14 protein-coding genes are annotated in these 20,315 nt (G+C 37.5%); 10 read left to right on the top strand and 4 right to left on the bottom strand.

Annotation, left to right across the window (positions count from 1 at the left end; translation table 11 throughout):
* The first annotated feature begins 22 nt into the window (after positions 1-22).
* The 5 genes from istA (at position 23) to LNP19_RS11505 (ending at position 5,350) form a co-directional block, all read left to right on the top strand.
* Positions 23-1,570, top strand: a complete 1,548-nt coding sequence (gene istA / locus LNP19_RS11525) for an IS21 family transposase (RefSeq protein ID WP_230061790.1) — start codon at positions 23-25, stop codon at positions 1,568-1,570.
* 77 nt (positions 1,571-1,647) lie between these two features.
* Positions 1,648-2,352 (top strand): IS21-like element helper ATPase IstB, encoded by a 705-nt coding sequence (gene istB, locus LNP19_RS11520; RefSeq protein ID WP_230061789.1) that lies wholly within the window; start codon positions 1,648-1,650, stop codon positions 2,350-2,352.
* Between the two features lie 224 nt (positions 2,353-2,576).
* Entirely contained in the window at positions 2,577-3,122 is a 546-nt protein-coding gene (locus LNP19_RS11515) for a helix-turn-helix domain-containing protein (protein WP_230062059.1), read from the top strand.
* 352 nt (positions 3,123-3,474) lie between these two features.
* A complete protein-coding gene (locus tag LNP19_RS11510) occupies positions 3,475-4,980 on the top strand; it encodes a DoxX family protein (RefSeq protein WP_230062058.1) in 1,506 nt (501 codons plus the stop codon).
* Positions 4,981-5,098: 118 nt separating this feature from the next.
* Positions 5,099-5,350, top strand: a complete 252-nt coding sequence (locus tag LNP19_RS11505; protein ID WP_230062057.1) for a hypothetical protein — start codon at positions 5,099-5,101, stop codon at positions 5,348-5,350.
* A gap of 40 nt (positions 5,351-5,390) precedes the next feature.
* Here the strand turns inward: LNP19_RS11505 and LNP19_RS11500 are convergent, their stop codons facing one another.
* From LNP19_RS11500 to LNP19_RS11490, 3 genes are read right to left on the bottom strand one after another with little or no spacing between them, the layout of a single operon-like run.
* Positions 5,391-7,952: a S9 family peptidase gene (locus tag LNP19_RS11500; protein WP_230062056.1), complete on the bottom strand. Its 2,562-nt coding sequence runs from the start codon at positions 7,950-7,952 to the stop codon at positions 5,391-5,393.
* Between the two features lie 13 nt (positions 7,953-7,965).
* A complete protein-coding gene (locus tag LNP19_RS11495) occupies positions 7,966-9,360 on the bottom strand; it encodes a RagB/SusD family nutrient uptake outer membrane protein (RefSeq protein ID WP_230062055.1) in 1,395 nt (464 codons plus the stop codon).
* Between the two features lie 8 nt (positions 9,361-9,368).
* The gene (locus LNP19_RS11490; RefSeq protein ID WP_230062054.1) at positions 9,369-12,404 is read right to left on the bottom strand and encodes a SusC/RagA family TonB-linked outer membrane protein; all 3,036 of its coding nucleotides are present in this window, start codon (positions 12,402-12,404) and stop codon (positions 9,369-9,371) included.
* A gap of 1,514 nt (positions 12,405-13,918) precedes the next feature.
* On the opposite strand from LNP19_RS11490, the gene LNP19_RS11485 reads away from it, so the two are divergent.
* Both LNP19_RS11485 and LNP19_RS11480 read left to right on the top strand, forming a co-directional pair.
* Complete coding sequence (locus tag LNP19_RS11485; protein WP_230062053.1) at positions 13,919-14,323, top strand: helix-turn-helix transcriptional regulator; 405 nt, start codon at positions 13,919-13,921, stop codon at positions 14,321-14,323.
* Between the two features lie 275 nt (positions 14,324-14,598).
* A complete protein-coding gene (locus LNP19_RS11480) occupies positions 14,599-16,149 on the top strand; it encodes an RNA-directed DNA polymerase (RefSeq protein WP_230062052.1) in 1,551 nt (516 codons plus the stop codon).
* Between the two features lie 76 nt (positions 16,150-16,225).
* Here the strand turns inward: LNP19_RS11480 and ltrA are convergent, their stop codons facing one another.
* The gene (ltrA, locus tag LNP19_RS11475) at positions 16,226-17,521 is read right to left on the bottom strand and encodes a group II intron reverse transcriptase/maturase (RefSeq protein WP_230061897.1); all 1,296 of its coding nucleotides are present in this window, start codon (positions 17,519-17,521) and stop codon (positions 16,226-16,228) included.
* Positions 17,522-18,225: 704 nt separating this feature from the next.
* Between ltrA and LNP19_RS11470 the strand changes: the two genes are divergently transcribed.
* The 3 genes from LNP19_RS11470 to LNP19_RS11460 are packed head-to-tail and all read left to right on the top strand — an operon-like array spanning position 18,226 to position 20,137.
* Positions 18,226-18,876 carry a DUF6414 family protein gene (locus tag LNP19_RS11470; RefSeq protein WP_230062051.1) on the top strand — a complete coding sequence of 217 codons (651 nt, stop codon included), beginning with the start codon at positions 18,226-18,228 and terminating at the stop codon, positions 18,874-18,876.
* A 53-nt stretch (positions 18,877-18,929) separates the two neighbouring features.
* Entirely contained in the window at positions 18,930-19,241 is a 312-nt protein-coding gene (locus LNP19_RS11465) for a transposase (protein WP_230061764.1), read from the top strand.
* On the top strand, positions 19,241-20,137 hold the full coding sequence (locus LNP19_RS11460; RefSeq protein ID WP_230061763.1) for an IS3 family transposase: 897 nt from the start codon (positions 19,241-19,243) through the stop codon (positions 20,135-20,137). Before LNP19_RS11465 ends, LNP19_RS11460 begins: the two co-directional genes overlap by 1 nt.
* Positions 20,138-20,315: the final 178 nt, after the last annotated feature.

Raw genomic sequence — 20,315 nt, 5'->3', positions numbered from 1 at the left:
ATTCGTTAAAAAAATACGGATTATGGCAAACAAAATAACAGACATGAGTAAAATTAGAAAAGTAATTAAATTCTATTGTGAAGGAAAGAGTAAGTTGTTTATAAGTAGCTACTTATCCCTTTCCAGGAATACGGTAAAGAAGTATATTTCTTTATTTGAAGTTCTCGGATTAAACTTTGAATTAATTGATAGAAAAACAGATACAGAACTAGAACTTTTGTTTTCACAGACTACTGTGGAATCCATTAGTCCCAAATTGCAGATCCTATACGATTTTTTCCCTAAAATGGAACGTGAACTAAAGAAAGTTGGCGTTACCGTACAACATATGTGGGAGCAATATATTGCCGTAAACCCCGATGGTTACAGGAGTTCGCAATTTGCTCATCATTACAAAGTATGGGGTAAACGAGTCAATCCTGTAATGCATATGAATCACAAAGCCGGTGATAAAATGTATGTGGATTATGCCGGAAAAACACTCTCCATCATTGATAAAGATACCGGAGAAATCAAAGAAGTACAGTTTTTTGTAGCCATATTGGGAGCCAGCCAATATACCTATGCAGAAGCTTCCATGAGCCAACAAAAGGAAGATTTTGTTACTTCGGTAGAAAATGCCATGCGTTTTTTTGAAGGTACTCCTGCGGCAATTGTTCCCGATAATTTAAAATCTGCAGTGATAAAAAGCAGTCGTTTTGAGCCAACAATCAATGAAACCCTGGCTGATTTAGCGGAATATTATCAAACCACAATCTTACCTGCCAGGGCTTATAAACCAAGGGATAAATCATTGGTTGAAGGTGCGGTAAAGATATTGTACAGAAGGATTTACGTAACTCTAAAAGAAACCAAATTCTTTTCTCTAGAAGAATTAAACCAGCAGATATGGGATTTATTAGATGCTCATAATAGTCGAAAACTCACAGGACGTCCTTACTCCCGTAAAGAATTGTTTTTAGAAGATGAGAAACAAAAACTACGCCCACTACCACAAGAACGCTTTGAAATCAAATACCAATCCTTTGCAACGGTGATGCAAAACGGACATGTCCAATTAAGTCAAGACAAAAATTACTATAGTGTTCCGTATCAATATGTAAAGAAAAAAGCGAAACTCTTGTATACCAAATCAACGGTAGAGATCTATTACAAATACAATCGAATAGCCATTCATCCGAGGAATTACAAACCTTATGTCTATACCACAACCCCAGAACATTTAGCCAGTACCCACCAATTTGTAGCCCAATGGAGCGCTGCCCGCTTCATTGATTGGGCCAGTAGTATTGATGAATCCGTAGGAGAATATATTTTGCAAATAATCGAAAGCAGAAACCACCCCGAACAAGCCTATAAAAGTTGTCTGGGAATACTAAACTTCGAGAAAAAGGTAGGCAAGCGGCGATTAATAAATGCCTGTAAACGGGCACTTGATTTTAAAATTTACAATTTTAAGACCATACAAAATATTTTAGAAAACAACCTAGACCACATTGATTTTGAACAAGAACCCGAGCAGGAACTCCCTGTTCACGGCAACATCAGAGGAAAACAGTATTATAATTAAATTAAAACCCAATAATCATGAATGACCCGAGCGTAAGCGAACAGGCGTAGCAATCCACAGTAACAAAAATGAAACAAATGAAGCTTTATGGTATGCATAATGCTTTTAAAACCGCCATTGAAAGCGGGAAAACTGACCATTACACACTTGATCAGTTTGTATCGATGCTTATTGATGCCGAATGGGATGAAAGGCATAATCGTCGCATTGAACGCAGTATCAAAAATGCCCGATTCCATTACAAATCAAATATTGAAAGTATCAATTTTGACCAAACCCGTAATCTGGATCGAAACATGGTGCTACGTCTGGCAGAATGCGAATTTGTAGAGAAAAACGAAAACATTTTAATCACAGGAAGTACTGGTGTAGGTAAGAGTTATTTAGGTACAGCATTAGGTTATCAAGCCTGTATACAGGGTTTTAAGGTAAGTTATTTTAATACTTCAAAGTTGTTTGCTAAATTAAAAATGGCCAAAGCAGATGGTTCTTATCTTCGAGAACTGGCAAGAATAGAACGGCAAGATGTTATTATACTGGACGATTTTGGACTCCAAGCATTAGATAGTCATAACCGAATTACCCTTTTAGAGATCATTGAAGACAGACATAATAATGGTTCTATAATTGTAACATCACAAATCCCAGTGCAAGGCTGGTATGACATCATTGGAGAAAAAACAATAGCTGATGCAATTTTGGATAGGCTGATACATCAATCTCACCGAATCGAATTGCACGGAGAATCTATGAGAAAAAAAAGGGGCATAAACAAAAGCTAATATTTAAGTATATTTGAATACTAATTAACAGATGAAAAAAAGTTGTTTTTAATGAAAAATGGAGGTGGTCATTTTGCTCCGGAATTAGGTGGTCATTTTGAATTGGAATCAGGTGCTCACTTTAAATTGGAATTGGGTGGTCAATATCACTGGAATTTGCAGCATTAGTTCAGGACACGAGGTACAATAGTACCCATGAGCTCATTTATAGGACCCAAGATCAATTGGTTGTTCCTTGCTTTTGCACTATTTCAAGACTGACACCCGGTACCTCTATTCTAGTTAGTGCGGTCATTACTGTCATCGCGAACACTATAGCTGCTGAAACTTTAGTTTCCGCTGATGATCCCGATTTGTCTGGTGTACTCAATAGCTATTCTGATGTACAATTGATGCAGGATGTTTATGATTATATTTTAAACCATTTGGACTTGCCATTACCTTCTATGAAAGCACTTTCGAGGATTTTTGGAACCAATGAAAATAAACTGAAATATGGATTTAAGCATTTGTTTAAAATGGGCATTTACGAATTTTATGCTATTGAACGGTTAAAAAGAGCCCATCTTTTGATCCAACAGACGACAATACCCTTAAAAAGCATTGCTATTATGGCAGGATATCCGATCTATCCTAATTTTTCTAGGGCTTTTAAAAAACGATTCGGTTATACCCCAATGGACGTTAAGAGAAGGCTTTCAGGTGTTTTATTATGGATGGTGAGTACTGAGCTCTGGGCTATGAGTTATGGGTTATGGGTTGTCTGTTAACGGTTATCTGTTCTGGGTTGTAGTTGAAAAGTGAATTTTTCGGTTCGAACCGGCCCTAAAGAAGCTGAAAATGGAAAACTTGTACTTTAAGTAGAAACTGCTGTATTTGTGTTTGTTGGGTATCAGTTATTGAGTATCGGTTAAAGGTAGGGGGTATGCGTGTTGTGTTTTGCCCTTCGACTTCGCGCCGTATTAAATTTTGGGCTGTGAAGGAAAGAAGTATTAGCGAAAAAGTATGGGAAACCTAGCATTAAAAAAACTCCTTTTTGGATAAGTCAAGCTCCCTAATTGATAACACTTCTATTTTTATTTTTCGGAATTTTATATCGGATTAAATTTAAAATTTCCCGATATGAAACTAAGTGCCACCACCAAAAGTATTATTCTCGAAATTATCTGCCTGCTGTATATCCTATTGTTTGTTTATGCCGCAGTGAGTAAGCTGCTGGATTTTGAGAATTTCAAACAGCAGCTGGGACAATCACCGCTCTTGAGTTCTTTTGCCGAACAAATAGCATGGGCGGTCCCATCAGTTGAACTTTTAATTGTCGCCTTATTAATCTTACCAAAGTTTAGGTATGCAGCCTTAGTATCCTCTTTTGCATTAATGCTAATGTTTACCGCTTACATCTATATTGTTTTAAATCACAGTGTATTTGTTCCTTGTTCTTGCGGCGGTATTTTAGAAAAAATGGACTGGCATGAACATTTGATTTTCAATATAGGATTTGTATTCTTGGCACTGATTGGAATTTGGCTGCAACCAACACCCTATATTACCATAAAAAAGAAATTAATTGTGGTATCCAGTTCCGCAGTAACGAGTATTATTATCGTAGTTGTTTTATTTTTAATCTCAGAGAATATCCACAGCTATCACAACAAATTTGTTCGGCGTTTATCCAGTGCTCCTGCAACAAAAATAAAGGATTATAACCTCAAATTAAGGTCATACTATTTTGCAGGTGCAGATGATGGTCAAGTTTATTTGGGAAACACAACTTCACAATTATTAATGACAGTTATCGATACTGCCTTAAATAAAACTACGACGCACCATATCACTCTTGACAAAATCGACCTGCCATTTCGTTCACTGACAATTAAAGTAAAGGCACCCTATTTTTACATTTATGATGGAATGGTTCCTTGCATATTCAGGGGCAAAATTTCGGACTGGAAGGCGAAGTTATACAAAAGTGGCTCTGAGTACTTTAGCTTTGCAGAACCAATTGACTCAACGTCTATGGCAGTTCGCGTACAAAAACGTGGTAGTGGTGAAAGTGTATTAGGTAAAGTTGACTTACTCTCTACTACAAAAACAGTGTTAAACCCTAATTTGTTGCAAAAACAAATTGATGGCCTATTCGATACTGATGGCTCGTTACTGTATAGCGACGGAATAAACAGAATAATCTACTTGTATGCCTACCGGAATCAGTTTATTGTCGCTGATCCTAAACTAAATATTGATTTCAGAGGCAATACAATTGACACTATCGCCCATTCCAATATTGAATTAGTAGATTTAGAAAAACGTGGTGAGCGAAAATTTGCAAAAAGACCATTGCTTGTTAATAAAACCGCAGCCGTTTATGGCAATGTACTCTTTGTAAACAGTAATATCCCCGGTAGGTATGAAAGCTTAGAAATGTGGAAGCTTGCCAGTATTGTAGATAGCTATACTATCTCTTCAAATAGTTATATCGAAAGCTTCTATGTCTACGATATCGACAAACAAAAGTTACGTGATTTAATAGTACATGGTGATAAGCTTTACGCCCTGGTTGGAAATCACCTTATAAGCTACAAACTACAGCCCTTGATTACAGCTAATTATAAAATACAGAGACGGTGATAAACCGACTAAGCAATCTATTGGCCAAATAGCAGGACAAGATCGAAAACCTGTAAAAAAGAGTAGATCAGAACTTTTAATTTTTATTATTATGAAAACTAAATTTTTTAAATTCGTTATGCCGGTAGCATTTGTTGCTCTCGGATTAGTTGGAGCTTTCGCCTCCAATGCGATGGAAAAGAATACCGCCGGATTAGCTGGTGAAACCGGCTATAAAAAGGTAGTAGGTGGTACACCGCCTTGTCAACCCGTAGAATGGTGTGATAACGCTCCAGGTCAGCTTTGTAAGTCAAGTATTGATAATTCGCAGTTGTATCGTTACATAAGCGACAACCAATGTCCGACCATGTTGTTTAGAAGCATTCCTTAATTTTAAAAAAAAGCCGTCACAAATGTGACGGCTTTTCAATTTAAGATTTTAAATATTTCGCAAACCAGGCTTCAATTCGTTTTGTTAGATCTGCTTGATTTTTCTTGTCTATTATTGTGTGAGATTCCTCGGGATAAATAAGCAAAGTATGTTCTTTCTTCAACCTTCTCAAAGCAAAATAAAACTCGATGCTTTGAAAATAATGCACCTGTTTGTCTTCATCTCCTGTCCATGCCAATAGAGGTGTTGTTACATTTTGAGCCAGTAGCACAGGTGAATTGTTGAGGTAACTTGACATCCCTTCAAATAAAGACAATCCTATACGTTCCTGATCAATTTCATATCGAAAAAATTCTGAAGTCGCATAATTACTGTTACAATAAAGATAACTTGATACCAAATCTGTAATAGCCGCACCGGAGACAGCGGCTGCAAATCGGTCCGTTTTTGCTATAATGTAGTCTGTTTCGAATCCGCCAAAGGAGTGCCCTGTTAATCCAATTCTATTGGGGTCAACATTATATTTTAAAAGAACCGCATCAACTGCAGCCAATACACATTTTTTTGCTGATTCACCCGGCTGACCCAATTGGTAAACGAGATCTGGCAAAAGAATAAAATAACCTTTGGATGAAAGTACCGAAAAGTTTATCCCATTCTCGTTCAATAGCGTCGGGTTAACGTACCGATGTAAACTACCTCCTTGTCTTTCATAAATGTTAACAATCATAGGATACTTGATCGTAGGATCAAAATCCGCAGGATAAATTAAAATGCCCGATAAGGTTTTTCCATCTACAACATACGAAACCTTCTCAGCCTTAGCCCATAAATATTTCTTGTGTTGCGGATTACTGCGATACAATTCTTTTGGTTTCCCAAGAGCATCGACAAACAGCAACTCTGGGGGCGCATCAAAATTCTGCGAGATAAAAGTAAAAGCGTTACTATTTTTCGCCTTTACCACACGGTCAGTTCTTTTGTATTCCCATAAAATTGGACGCGCAGCAGTTTTTGAATCATACGAGTATAATCCGCTGTAGCCGGTTACTGTATTATGAGCAGATAAAATCCACTGCGTCGAATAATTGATGATAGCATTGGTCCGATCCATATAATCGGACTTAGAGGGTAGCCTGCGTTGGGCAGTTGCAAAACGAAAAGTAGTTTTATGTTCACGCCCCTTGGTCAACCGTTTCTTTGTCTTTCCGTCGGCGCTAATCATCCAAATATCAAACTGGTCATAAATAAAAAGAGAGTTATCGTCTATGCTCCACCCTGCAATACCATATAAAGGAACTTGCCCCGCACGATCATAATCGATATCACGAACTGGAAAGCCCAAATCTCGAGTAATGTTTCGGTGTTCATCCTTCTTGAAATCATACACCCACCAGTCACCATTTACTGAATAAGATAAGTAATTGCCTTTGGGAGAAAATGCCGGCTCCATTCCCGTCCCAGGATATCCTTTGAGCAACAATCGCTTTGTACCCGTCTCAATTGCAGTTACATAAATATCTCTCAATCCTATACCATCAAAATGTGGCTCAGATTCGAATTCATTCCAAGTCAATGTATAATCTCCGGCGCTACTGATTAGTACATAAGGCTCTTCCCTATCGCTAAGCTGTAAAAACCGCCCAGTATCTACAAACCATACAGCGAGCTTATCCTGTAATGTAAAATCACCGTACATTTTTAAATGAGGATAGATTTGCTTGTCATTTCCATTCCAGACTTGAACTACTTCGGTTGTGCCTTTATTTGATATCTGTTCTTTCAACATAAAAAAGATACGCTTTTCATCATTTGAAATCTTAATCGAACCAAAACTAGAGGCTATGCTCATATCATTAGGAAAATTGGAACAGCTTTCCGGATCAAATGACAAAAGCTTCCCTGTTTCTAATCGATAAGCATACAGCTTGCCACTCGAGCCGGTATTTTGAATAAATGTAATAGTCTGATTGAGCCAGCTCAGGTTTTTAATCTCCCCCATAGTTAAAACCGGAATCTCTTTTTTCGCATAATTGTCAAATATTTCAAGAATCTGAACCTTCTCTTTTCCATCAATATAAGCAATAGTATTCTTGCGTGCATTCCATGCCCATTCGCTGAGATTGTCTACCATAGCCACGGTTTCGCCAAGCCTATTTTTCACTGTTAAGTGTTGGCTGTTATTTTGATCCACGCTAATCAATATTAGATGCTTGCCATCTCCCGAAAATGAATAGCTGCTAATCTTGGGGAAGTAATTGACTTTTCCTGATGTCAAGTCTTGCATAACCAATGTATCATTCTGTTTACAAGCGAACCAATTTTCACCATTAAACTCCCCATTTCTACCATGAGGGAATGCGTATTTTTTTCTGCTTTTTGTTGCTATAACAAATAGCGTATCAGCTGTATCGTAATGCAGGCTGTAACTTGCCCAGTCTCCCCTATCAGAAATACTGTGCGATAGCATAGTGCTCCATAAATGATAATCTTCTTCCGGTACCGTTTTCTTTTGTAAAACCTGCCCTATTGCAGGGCAGCTAACCAGTAAAAAATAATAAGCAACCAAACGGAATAAAAAAGAATGATGAAGCTTTTTCATTTTCTGAGCTTTTCTAGTAACTTTCATTTTGTGGAGCTAGATTTGGGTTTAACAGTAATTCTTTTTGAGGTAGCGGAAGTAATCTATCTGTAGTATTCCAACCCGGTTTTTCAGGAGACAATGCAGTATCCAATAGACCATTTCTTTTTAGATCAAAGAAACGGTGTCCAAATTCACAAAACAGTTCTGTTTGGCGCTCCTTTAGCACGGCAGCAATAATTTCTGTACTGCTTGTTGCTGGTGTATCATCTAAGCCTGCTGTATTCCTTATCTTATTCAGATCCTCTTTAGCACCAACTAAATCACCTTGCTGCGCCCTTGCTTCCGCACGAATCAGATACTGCTCCGCAAGTCGGAGCACAATCGAATATTCTACAGAACTCCCCGTGTTGGAAGATGCTTTATATTTATAAGCGTGAGACCAACTATTTACACCCTTAGTTATCATTTTTGTCCAATGCCCTTTTCTTTTATCATTGGCCTCAAATGCATTAAGAGTAGTCGGTGATAGCGATGATGAAGGTGGTGGCCCGCTAAAAAACAGAAATGTTTTAGCTTCCTTAGTATTGTCTCCCAACATTGCGGGCATCAATTGCCAAATCGTAGTAGTGCTTTCTTTGAGAAAAATTTTATCAAGATCATTCTCCCAGACATAAACGTCTGTTTGATTCAGAACGGCAGAAGCAGCATTAGAAGCCTCATCCCATAAATGGAGATAAAGGTTAACTCTCGCCAGCATGGCATAAGCCGCATAGCGGTTTGGCCTTACACGTTCCGGACTACTATATGATTCGGGTAAAAGTGCAATAGCCTGCTCAAGATCCGATTTGACTAAGAGCAGCGCATCATTTTCAGCAGTACGATGTGCAATGCGGTTTACGGCATAATTAGTAGTTTTAGTATACGGTACGCCACCAAAGGAGTTTACCAAATAGAAATGAATCAGCGCTCGTACAAAAAGGGCTTCTCCTTTCAATTGGTTACGGTCAGGTTCTGGCAGATAAACAGAATGATCCACACCCTCAATCACAGCATTGGCAGCATAAATTTGGCTATAACTACTGTTCCATAATTGCGCTATTTCCGTTCCCGATGCTTGCAAAGCATTATTACCGAAATTAAATGATAAACTACCCGGATTGTAATAAGAGGTTAGTTCATCACTGTAGATCCCCAACTGGTTCGATAATCCTGTAAATAGTCCAGTGAACATTCCATTGTCGCGCATTTTTGTGTAAATATCAGTCATGGCAGCATTAGCGGTAATAGGATCTTTAAAAACAGCATCAGCAGTAAGCTGTGACTCTGGAAGGGCAACTTCTGTAAAGCTATCACAGTTTGTCAATAGTATAGCAATACCAATAATCCAAATAGGTAACATCTCTTTCTTTAATAGTATATTTTTCATGGCTTCAGTTAAAAAGTGATTTGTAATGTAGAGCTGTAAACACGTAAAGGAGGCATGAAACCCGCTGTTTTAAATTCAGGATCCGCTCCCTTATAAGAAGTCAGACAAAATACATTTTGTCCCTGAAGACTCAGCTTACAGCTAAAGGATTTTGTCCACTGTTTCGGCAAATCATAGGTCAGCGAAATATTCTTCAACCTGATGTAAGAAGCATCCGCTATAACCGCATCACTTTGAGAGTAAAGTGTATTTGCACGCTGCGCATTAGAATTGATACCCGTGCTATAAAGCTGATTAGGACCACTATCTCCCGGGGTTTGCCAGTGCGACACAAACGATGCTGGCTGGTTTGACATGGTTCCCGGCAAAACGGCCCCAAATGCTTCTGTGAAGTTGTCCTGCTTAACAAACTGAAACAAAAAGTCCAATTGCACCGCTCCATACTTCAACTGGTTCTGCAATCCGCCATAAAACTTCGGGTTCAGTTCTTTTATAAAACCCTTATCATCATTAGCCGATAGCACTCCATCATCGTTTAAGTCCTGAAATTGATAAGTACCACTCTGCGGATCAAGACCAACATAATGGAATACCTTAACAATATTCAAAGGTTTACCAATGACAAATTGAGATTGATAAGGTGAAGCTTCCAGATCCGGAAAAGAAAGTAGTTTGTTCCTGGCGCGAGTAAGATTAAAACTTGTTGTCCAACTCCATTTATCGCCTTGTAGGTTCGAGGTGCGCAAGGTCAATTCATAGCCACTGTTTTGTACTACTGCATCAAGATTTGCCTGTATCGAGGTAAATCCGGTAATTCCTGGTAGAGGGATTCCCACCAACTGGCTGGAAGAACGGTTTCGGTACCAAGCTGCAGTCAAAAAAATACGGTCTTTCACAAATCCTGTTTCTAGTGCTACTTCAAGTTTCCTGTTAGTTTCCCATCCAAAGTCCTTATTGAATAATCCAGTCGGTTGTAAGCCGCTTGTACCTTGATAATTGCTTCCAGATGTACTGTAGGTATCAAGATATTGGTAGTCTCCTATCTGATCATTTCCGGTAGTACCGTAACTGGCTCGTAGCTTTCCAAAACTGAGGAATTCTATATTGTTTTTTATAATCGGTTCCTCAGCGAAAAGCCATGATGCTCCAACAGCCCCAAAGGATGCAAACCGGTTAGCCATTCCAAACCGGCTTGATCCATCCCTCCTAGCCGTCATGTTGATGAAATAGCGGCCTTTCCAGTTTATATTTGCCCTACCGAAAAAGGCTTGGTATTTGTACACTGTTTCATCACTGTTCATAATAGAAAATAGTGATGCCGATGCCGGATTTTCAATGAGACCATTGCTCGCAAAACCATAGCCCATATGCACAATTTGGTTCGCTGTTTGTTGTTGAAAAGTGCTACCGGCAAGTAAATCAATCTTGGCTTGGCCTGCCGTAAACTGGTAGTTAGCCTGCGGTTCCATAATCCACGAATTGCGGTTGGTATTGTTCTCAAAAACCAACGATGATGAACTGTCTAAACCATAAGCGGGATTATACATCGTTGAAGGCAACAGATTTAATTCTTTATAGCGCAAATCGCTATAACCAAAACTCGATTTGATTTCGAATCCCTTAAACAGCCTATAAGAAAGTAGCGAGCTAGCGATAAGATCATTAGTTTTCCCTTTAAAGTCTGTCGCAAGTACTTGCAGTGGATTGTCATAAGTGCCATTTTCCCAATTCAAATTCCCTAAGGCATCATAAAGCGAAGGCGCGTTAGGCGCTAACGTTAAAGCTGTACTCATAAAATCAGCCGTCGGCATATTGTTGTTTTGTACTACATAGCCTGTAGTAAAATTAATCCTGAACCGTTGGTCTTCCGACTCATGATTCAGATTCATGTGCACATTTCCTTTTTCATACTTATAGTCCCCCGGAAACACTGTCGTTTCTTTATTGTAGTTACCGCTTACTACGAATTGAGTTTGTTTTGAACCGCCTGACAATGAAGTTTGCATAGTACTGATACTGGAGTTCCCACCCAATAATTCTTTTTGCCAATTCGTATATCGGTTTTGATCCCAAGTTCCATTAACGTCATAGGCGCTGGCAGGATATGCTGTAACACCATCATTGGCATAAGCTTCGCGTCTCATTGAGAGGTACTCTTCGGTATTCATTAGCTTCATAAATCGGGTGACATGCCCTGAACCACTAGATAGGCTTCCCGTAAATGTAGTTTTGCCCGGTTTTCCTCTTTTGGTGGTGATGAGCACAACACCATTGGCGCCACGTGAACCATAAATAGCCGTTGCATCGGCATCTTTCAATATTTCTATGCTCTCTATATCCCCAGGATTAATGCTATTTAAAGGACTCGTTCTTCGTGGCAAATGTCCAGACGTAAAAAGGCTTCCGATGGGCTCAGAAGCATAAGGCACACCGTCCACAATATACATAGGGCTGTTACCATCAAACCGCAGGCTATTTTGTCCCCGTATCTGGATATCAAAACCTCCTCCTGGCATTCCCGTAGTCTGCGTAATATTAACCCCTGCCATTCTGCCCTGCATCGTAGCCAGCACATTGGTCACCGGTTGGGTCTCAATGTCTTTGGACGTGATGCGGGCAATACTTCCGGTGCGTTCCTTTTCCTTGACGGAATAGTAGCCGGCATTGATGCGGACTTCCTGCAAGGAGGTGATGTCCTCCTGTAATTGGATGTGGATGTTTTTGCGGTAGTTTATCGGGATTATGGCTGTTTTATAGCCTATGTAGCTTACTACCAAGGTATCATTGGCTTTTGCTTCAAGGGTATATTTACCATCAAAGTCTGACAGGACGGCATAATTGATACGACTTTTTATGGTGATGGTCACACCGGGTAAAGGGGTTTTACCATCGGTTATGGTACCGCTTATTTGGTTTTGCTGTCGTTCAGACGGTAGTGGCCTCAGTAGCTTATTGGCTCGGGCTGGACTGCTGCTTAGGATGAACCCGAGAATTATCAGGTAACATAAAGCCGAAGCCCCTTTGTAAAATGAATAATTTTTCATAATTTTATATTTAATGTTTTTTATCGGTCTTATGTAATTCGCAAATAGCTTTTGATGCTTGCATCGTATTAGCATTATGCTCATTTCATAATATTGGTTTAGTTAAATGGAACATTAGTTTTATTAGCGATGGTCCTCTATTTCTGTTTGGCGACGTGGTAGAGGGCTTTTTCTGTTATGCTACTGCTTAGCAGGGTGCAAAACAATTAACGGTGTTGTTCTATCATAGGCAATGAGGTATGGTTAAGGGTATGATTAAAGGTGACATATTATAGGCTTTGAGTTAAGTGTTACAGGCTAATTAAGTAGCGATTAGGCGTTTTTTTATCCGTTCTTGGCTCTTGTTTCTAGCAACTTTGCCTAAGCTCTTTCTTCATCAACCATAAATATAAAGGCATATCAATGTTATAAATGCTAGTATTAATAAGGCTTGTATTTGTCTGTAATATTTCATGTTATTTAGTAGGTTTTCGGTTGTCGGTTGTCCGTTATCGGTTATGGGTTTTCAGTCCAGATAGTTATCAGGATGGGTTATGGTTGTTCGTCCATCGTATTTCGTCCATCGTCTATCTTATTTCTATTCTCTATTTTCTTTTTTTTATTTTCTATAATCCCCTCCTTTCTATTTAAAATTCAAAATAAGATTCTAGCCTCTTGCTTCTTTATTCTATTATCTATTTTCTCACATCTCACGATAAAAAACATCCTGCACCATTAATAAATTCAAATTAAATTAATGAGAGCTTTGTTCAAAGAGCTTTGCGGTGCAGGAGTTTCTTTTTAGTCTTAAGGTCTCCAATCGAAGGTCTTAAAGTCTTTATGCATGCGGTTTCATTTTATCATAGGCGTTTTTTTTAGTTATCGGTTGTCGGTTATCAGTTATCAGTTGTCGGTTTTCGGTTGATACCGTCACTTCGAGTGATTTTATAAAATAGCGATAGCCTTTTTATAAAATTGTATCGAGAAGGCGTTTCTTAGTTTAAAATTGGCATAGGGATTCCTGACCGGTTCAGAAAAGTGCATTTTCCTGACTAGGATTTTGTGGTTTAGTGATATAAACCACGGTTAACGCAAGGCGTTGGTTTTTTTAAGGGGGCTTTGTTATTTTATTCATGGGCTTTTATAGTTAATGGTTAATAGTGAGTAGTTCATCGTTTAAAGTTGGCATAGGTATTGCAGACCAGTTTAGAAAAGGCGGTTTTCCAGACTGGGATTGTTGTGGCTTAGTAATAATAACCACGGTTGACGCAAGGCGTTGGCTGTTTTTAGGTGTGTAATTGCATTTTGGTCATAGGCATGCGGGTTTTAGTGGTTTAAACTATTGCGAGACTATGAAAATGATGAAGTGGTGCTAAGAATGAAGTTGAGTAATGCCAAAATATTGGACAAAAAAATGGCATGGAACTCATCTTAAACGCTCCAAGGTACTGGTATACCCGCACACGAATAAGTGAGCCCACGCCATGGGACGTGAGCATCTTACTTATCATCTCGCGTGCTAAAATTACCAGTTTTTGGAACGAGATTCAAAGCGAATGCTTCAAATGTTTTACATGAAGAATCGCAAATATATTATAACTGCTTCAAAAATACAAAATTTTATTGTAATGCAAATGCATTACAGTAAAATTTTTAAAAAATATCATTATTGCAATATGGCACAACTGAGGAAAGAAGACATAATACTACGAGAAAAAATTAAGTTGAGATTAACGGAACTTAGAGAGAAACACGGTCAAAATAAAACCGAACTTTCTTCTAAAGTAGAAGTTGATAGACAAAACTTTCAAGCATGGGAAAAACACGATATAAAGCGAGGGCCAACAATCTATTCTATTAATAGAATTTCAAAAGCTTTTGGAATATCGTTAAAAGAGTTTTTTGATAGTGACATATTTAAAACAGAAAAAGATGCTTAAGCATCTTTTTTTATGGCCTATAATCAGGTATTACTGGTAGTAAGGCTACTGAAATATAAACTCATGTATTACGAAAGGCCTGTAGCGAATTAAAAGCTCAGTTGATGATTTGTAAGAAAAATTGAATATATTTGAAAAAGCAAAAAGCGAAACAAACCTTCGCATATACACCCAAAATTGGGTAGATTGGCGAAGGTTTGTTTCGTCTATATACAAGTTAGTAGCTATTTTACGAGAAAATCGGAATAATCAAGAACATTTATATCACAAACATATTGAGTCTACCTAAAGAGCACACAGCAGAAACAAAAAGACTTCTTAAAAAAGTTTCAAAAGAAAAAATTGCGAAATGGCTTTTAGAAGAGGGTTACTATCCGGAGCAATATGTAGTTCCTCCGAGTTTTAAGGTTAAAAAATTTGACTTGAAACCAAGACCTTACTTTGAAATTGATAATAGCATCGCAGGACAGATTAAATTTGAACCTGAAAAAAACGAATTATTAAATATATCATTTCCAAAAACAGAACTAACCGAAAGAACATTTGGTATTATTGCACCGAAAATCTATCACGATATCGTTTGGTATTTAATCGATAATTGGGAAACGATTTTAAAATCTTTGTTTAGAGCGAGTAACAAAATTCATTCATACAGTTTCCCAATACCAATTACTTCAAAAAGTGAAGGCGAATTAGGTCATTTAAGAGCGGGACGAATGATTTATGAATATTTGGAAATGGCTGAAAACGATTTAGTTGCTGAAGCTTACAATTACAAATATATCTTGAAATCAGATATCAAAAATTTTTATCCCTCAATTTATACTCATAGTATCGCTTGGGCAATCCACACAAAAGAACTTATCCGAAAGAAAGGCAATAGAAGTAAATACGACGATTATGTTGGATTAGTATTGGACAGACTCTTCCAAAATTCCAATGACGGTTGCACAAATGGAATTGCAATTGGACCAGCAATTTCAGACTTAATTGCTGAAATTATATTAAGTGCAGTCGACTCTGAATGTTCAAAAGTTATAACAGCTAAAGGAATTGATTTTATAGGTGTTCGTTTTAAAGATGATTATCGTTTTTTATGCCACTCAAAACAAGATGCAAACTTTATAACAAAGACATTGCAAAAACAAATGGCTTTATTCAATCTTAATCTCAATGATAGTAAATCACAAGTTACAGAACTTCCCGAAGGTTTATTTAGAGAATGGACTGCTGAATATCAACAATATTCATTAAGATATAGAAAAAAAATTAGTTATAAACGTTTTGAAAGCTCGTTTAGAGGAACTCTAAAAGTCGATAAGAAATTTGAAGGAACAGGTGTTGTTGACCGTTTCCTATCTGAACTTTATACAAAAGAACACGAGCTTAAATTTAACTTTAATGAAAAGGATTTATTAAAAGCAATTAGCCTTTTACTGATGTTGAAAGAACGTAGAAATAAATCGTTTCCTCAAATACTTGCAATAATTGAAAAAATAATAGAACAAAATACTACGAAAGTAAAAACTATTTCTAAAATTAGTTCAGCAATTGAAAAATTATTAAACGAAAAATTATTAAATATTGACGATTGCCAATACGATTTATTATGGTTAATTTACTTTGTAAAATCATTAAATTTAGTAACAATATCGTTACCTAAAAAGATAAATTCAGAATTAATAAAAAGTCTAAAAAGTAATAGAGCCGAATTTTTTAAACCAATTCCAACTGACATAAAAATATTTGACACAATAAAGAAACCAGGTAATAATATTTTGCTTTTGGAGCATTTAGCATTATTTAAAAATGAAATCGTAGAATAAAAACAGCTACTAATTGAGTAGACGGCTCCGCCCCTAATGGAACGGAGTGCGCCTCTCACACCACCGAGCGTACGGGTCACGTACTCGGCGGTTCGCAAAGAGATGGATTAAGTGAGATGTAAACATCGGTCAATGATTGATACCCTTTTTGTTTTAAGCGTTTCAAGGTTATGGTAGTTCCCAAGATTGGACTCTGAGCAATTGCCCAACCACCTTTGCGAGTTCGACTCCATGCATAGGCGTGGTCTTGATCAATTCCTAATCGAATTAGGTTTTTCCTTTTCCTCTCAGGTTTCTTCCAATCGTGCCAAATGCAGTATCGAAGTCGGTTTCTGAGCCAGCCATCTATATCCCGTAATTTCCCCATGATACTCGTTCCTCGAAAATAGTTTAACCATCCTCGTTGGATTTCGTTTATCTTGATAATACGGTCTTCTAGTTTGACTGGTGCAGTTTTGCGGCTAATACTTTTGAGCTTTTCTTTTAGTTTCTTCCAAGCCTTTTCTACTACTACCAACTGGTATTGGTTTTTGCTCCCTTTTTGATACGTAGGTACAAACCCAAATCCCAACAAGCTAAAGTTCACAGGACGTCTAATCCCGCTTTTATCAGCATTGATGGTAAGTTTGAGCTTCGTTTTCAAGAATTTGGCAATGACAACTGCCGTGGCTTTCGCCTGATTCTGCGATTTAGAGTAGATACTGAAATCATCGGCATAACGTACAAATTTTAGTTTACGTCTTGTCATTTCTTTGTCCAACTCATTGAGCAGGATATTAGACAATAACGGACTCAAGGGAGAACCTTGCGGAACGCCTTTTCTTCGTTTTTGTAGTTTGCCGTTAATCAGTATCGGTACTCGCAACCATTTACGCATCAGGCGCATCGTGGTTTTGCATTTCACTTTTTGGTACACCAAATTCAACAGCAAGCAATGGTCAACTTCATCAAAGAAATTTTTCAGGTCAATGTCCACAATGTGGTTCAATCCCTGATGGATGTATTCCCTCGCTTGCCCAACGGCTTGTCGGGAGTTTTTGCTGGGTCTAAATCCAAAACTGTTAGTACTGAATTCGGGTTCAAATAGTGGCGCTATAACCTGTGCTACGGCTTGTTGGAACACTCGATCGGTAGTGGTGGGAACTCCCAAAAGTCGTGTTTTTCCGTTGCCCTTGGGAATCTCAATGCCCAAAATGGCTTGTGGCAAGTAGTTTCCCTCTCTGACGGCTTCGAGCAATTGGTCTTTCCTTTGGGGAAATAGCATTTTAAGTTGACTTGTTTTTATACCATCAACTCCTGCGCTTCCTTTGTTGGAAATCACTTGCTCTACTGCTTTTTGCAGATTGTAAGGATGTACTACGCTCTCAATCATTTTGTTGTTTTAATCGTTTAACCTGTTCTTGTTTTTCAGGGCTATAACTTGCGTTATTCCGTTGAAAATTAAGAACCATTTTGCGTTCGGTCCTTCCTTGTTTGTGAGTCCTATGCGGTATCTATTCGCAACTCGTTGCCCCAAGTACTATGACCTCTGCTGACTTCTTGACATAACCAACTCGTGGTTGCCAAGACCTCCCCTGGTAAGAACTTTTTCCTTTGTCCAATCTCTGCGGCATCTACTGAAATACGATTTTGGTAACCTTCGGACGTTGCAATGGTGTGCTTGCTTATCCTCGTATAACAGCCTCTTATGCCGTTTCTGTTCGTCAGTACCGGACTTTGTCGTTTCGCTTCCTTCAGTTCTGGTTTCACAACTAACAACCTTGCGACGTACTAATGATTCGGGGTTTCAATCCGCTCATAAGGGACTTACACCCTCTGGAAAAATAACACTCTGCAAGTTTGATTTATAATCCGAAATTTGTATTTTTCAATTTTTAATCGAGCTTACAGAGTGTGTCCTGCTCATGCAGGGCACACACACACGCTACAACGGATTTGGGCAATTGGCTTAATGGAAAGTTTGTTTTGTATTTGTGATGATTTGGCAAATCCGAATAATGGGCTTAATTTAGTCCCAAACCCGCTGTAGCGCGAGAACGTTAGGCGATATTTTTGAAAAAACCAAGTAAATCAAGTATGAAAGCAATTAGAGACCTTATTTATTTTGACTACGACAAAGCTAAATCATTGCATAGCCAACTTTCAGGAGGTTTATTGCAAGAAATCACTAGAGGAATTGAAAATGAAAATAATGCCAGTAACGAATTAGGTTTTGATATAAAAATTATCAAAGCCAAGACTGGCGAAGGCGAAAAAGAAAGAACTATTAAAACTGAGCGTGTTGAATTATATCACGAACTTTTAAACGAAATCGAAAGTAATCTAACCGCTAAAAAAATACTTAAAGATTTAAATTCAGAACTTACTTCGTTTAATGAGTTTCTAGAAAAAGTTCCTAGTTTCACATATATAAAAGCTACTGGCTGGACAACTTTTGAAGATTACGGGAGATTTACAAATATTTTAGATAATATGAATGAAATTCAGCGATTAGTATACGCTTCATCTTTAGAAGAACACCCTGAAGTCATTGTCGCTAGAAAGCAAATTGATGAAATGAGGAAATCTCTTAAAAGAGGTCAAAACACAAAAGAATTAGCAAAACTGAAAGTTATGGAAAAAAACTTTGACAAACTCATTCAGGAAAATTCTGATGCAAATCTTCTTGACGAAACTTTTGTGGAAAGAGTAAAAATATTTATAAAAACACTTAATCCTATAGTTTAGCCCCATAATAGTTCGGAGTGTTATTTTAAATTTCAAAATTATATATTTGAGATATGAAATACAAGAAATGGACTTTAACTCAGAAGCTAGAAATAATAACTGCTTCAGAAGATATGGGTATTGTAGAGGCCTGTCGTAAGTATGGCGTAAGTACAGGAAGCTTATATAGTTGGAAGAAGAAGTTTGAGCACAAAGGAGAGGCTGGCTTAAAAGTTACCTATGACACTAAGAGCAAAGAGCTAAAAGAGGCAGAAGAGGAAAATCGCATTCTACGCAAGCTACTAAGCAATAAAGAAATAGAATTAGAGGTACAAAGGGAGCTTTTAAAAAAAAAGTTTGGGACATCGGATCCAAGAAAGATTTAGTGAACTATATTTATGAAAAGCATAAGTGTAGCAAGGCTAAAATCATAAAGATGGTAGGTATCGTTACTAGTAGCTATTATAGACAACGTAGTTTTGGAAAGAAAGGTAATCATCCGACGGTAGCGACCTTTCATCAAAAAAATGGTTTTGTAAGCCAATCAGTTGTTGTAAAGTCTATTAAAGATATTTTAAAACACGAATTTATAGATTGTGGTTATCGGTTGATGACCAAATATCTAAATAGAGATGGCTACCTAATAAATCATAAAAAACTATACCGAATTATGAAAGAAGAAGGTCTTTTAAAACTCGAGAATAGAATTAATAGAAGTGGTTCTGGACGTAAGTTTGTGAAATTTAGGAAGGTTTATACTTCCAGACCATTGCAATGTTTAGAAATGGATATTAAAATGGTGTGGGTACCAAATGTTGGTAAAAACGCTTATTTGCTATCTATAATTGATGTTCATACACGAAGAATTTTAAAGGATTATTTTTCTTTCAATATAAAGCAAAATCATGTTATAGACTTACTCTCGACACTCTTTGACGAATATAATTATCCTGAAAGTGTAGTTATTAGGAGTGATAATGGTAGTCAATTTATAGCTAAAAGTGTCCGCGAGTATTTAGGCTTAATAGGTGTGCAGCAAGAATTTACACACGTTGCAACACCTGAAGAAAATGCTCATATAGAAGCCTATCATGGCATCTTGAAGAAGGAAGTATTTTCCAGATTCGACTATCGCACTTTTGGAGCGATCCAACAGATATTGAAAAGATTTGTGTCGTTTTACAACAATGAACGACTTCACGGACTCTTAGGAAGAATTACTCCTATGGAGAAATGGAACTTAGATAAACATCTAATAATAATGAAAAAATTAACCGCGTAATTAAAAATCGAAATTTAGAATATTACTCTTGTTTTATAGGGGTCAAAACATCCTAATAGATTAAATTTTAGACTTCTTCCATTTGATGACTTTCCAGAATTTCAAATTATATCGAATTTAAAAAATGATTTTTTAGTCGATGGTTCATTTGACAACGTGATTTATAATTATGGCAGTC

Source organism: Flavobacterium acetivorans, assembly GCF_020911885.1.
Lineage (GTDB): Bacteria > Bacteroidota > Bacteroidia > Flavobacteriales > Flavobacteriaceae > Flavobacterium > Flavobacterium acetivorans.
This window is presented reverse-complemented; position numbering and strand designations above follow the sequence as displayed.